Origin of the sequence: Streptomyces sp. H39-C1 (genome assembly GCF_027158125.1) — a bacterium.
Taxonomy (GTDB): Bacteria; Actinomycetota; Actinomycetes; order Streptomycetales; family Streptomycetaceae; genus Actinacidiphila; species Actinacidiphila fildesensis.
This window is the reverse complement of the sequence record NZ_JAPVLS010000255.1, coordinates 1-1444: the sequence shown is the minus strand read 5'-3', so window position 1 is coordinate 1444 and position 1444 is coordinate 1. Positions and strand designations below refer to the sequence as shown.

The 1444-nt window shown below is 65.2% G+C and carries 1 protein-coding gene; it reads left to right on the top strand.

What is annotated here, in order from left to right:
* Nucleotides 1-81 precede the first annotated feature (81 nt).
* Entirely contained in the window at nt 82-1428 is a 1347-nt protein-coding gene (locus O3W51_RS48045; protein WP_187145173.1) for an IS4 family transposase, read from the top strand.
* Nucleotides 1429-1444 lie beyond the last annotated feature (16 nt).

Below are 1444 nucleotides of genomic sequence, written 5' to 3'. Positions count from 1 at the left end.
CAATGCCGTTGCTTGAACTCGTTAAGCAGTTCGCAGTGACGCTGCAGGGGCGGGGTCGTTGGACCAAGCATGCATCCTTGGGTGGGGTTGTCAGATCATGTGCGGCTGGGGGTGGTGACGCGGTGGGTGACGCCGGAACTGGTTGCCGGGGTGCTGGAGAAGTGCCGGGTCCGGGACAAGAAGCCCGGCGCGCTGCCCGCTGGGTTCATGGTCTATTTCACCCTTGCGCTGGCACTGTTCCAGCAGGACTCATACGACGATGTAGCTGAACAACTGGTCGGCAGTGTGCCAGAGTTGAGTGCGTGCATTCCGAACAAGTCGTCGTTTACCCGGGCGCGCGGGCGTCTGGGGCCCCTGGTGCTGGAGGCCGTGTTCCAGGAGCTGGCCGGCCCGTTGGCGCCGGTCGGGCTGGAGGGCTCCTTCTACCACGGTATGCGGCTGGCGGCGGTGGACGGGTTTGTGCTGGACGCGCCGGACACAAAGGTGAATCGGGCTGCGTTCGGCGGACCGACCAAGAACGGCCAGTCGGCGGGGTTTCCCCAGGTGAGGGTGGTGACACTGACCGAGTGTGGCACCCACGCGCAGATCGACGCGGCGGTGGGCGGCTTCAACGGCGGCGAGCGGGAACTCGCGATCACTCTGGCCGGCTCGGCAGCCGGGATGCTCGTGGTCATGGACCGCAACTTTCCCGGAGTCGCCTTGTGGAAGGCGTATCTGGAAGCCGGGTCACATCTCCTGCTCCGGGCCCGTTCACCAGTGGCCCACCGTCCGGTCGAGCATCTGGCTGACGGCACCTACTTGGCGAGGATGAACCTGGCCGGGCAGAAGGGCGCGCACCCCGGCGGTGTACTGGTCCGGGTGATCGAGTACCGCATCGACGGCGGTGAGATGGTCAGGCTACTGACCGACCTGCTGGACCCGGTGGAGTACCCGGCGGCGGAGCTGGCAGCTCTGTACCGGGAAAGATGGGAGGCGGAGTCGGCATTTCGGCAGATCAAGACGTTCCAGCGCGGACCGGCCGAAGTTCTGCGCTCTGGCGACCCCGCCCTTGTCCGGCAGGAGGTCTGGGCTCATCTGACGGTGCACCACTGCCTGACCCGGGTCGTCATGCAGCTGGCTGACGACAACGGTATCGACCCGGACCGGGTGTCGTTCGTCAAAGTCCTCAAGCACACACGCCGTAGCGTGGTCCGCCAGTGCGCGGACACGCCGACGAAGATCAAGAAGTTCCTGGCCGTGATGGCGGCAAAGGTCCACCGCAAGCTTGACAACGGCACCCGGCGTCTACGGGAGGCGGACCGGCACCTGAAGCGCCCGGACTCGAAGTACTCCTCCAAGCTTTCCTACCGAATCAACACCCGGGACCGGCAACCCACACGGAGGGTCGAGCCCAAGGTCATCACTCTGCATCCCGGGATAGTTCACTAATCAAGCAACGGCATTG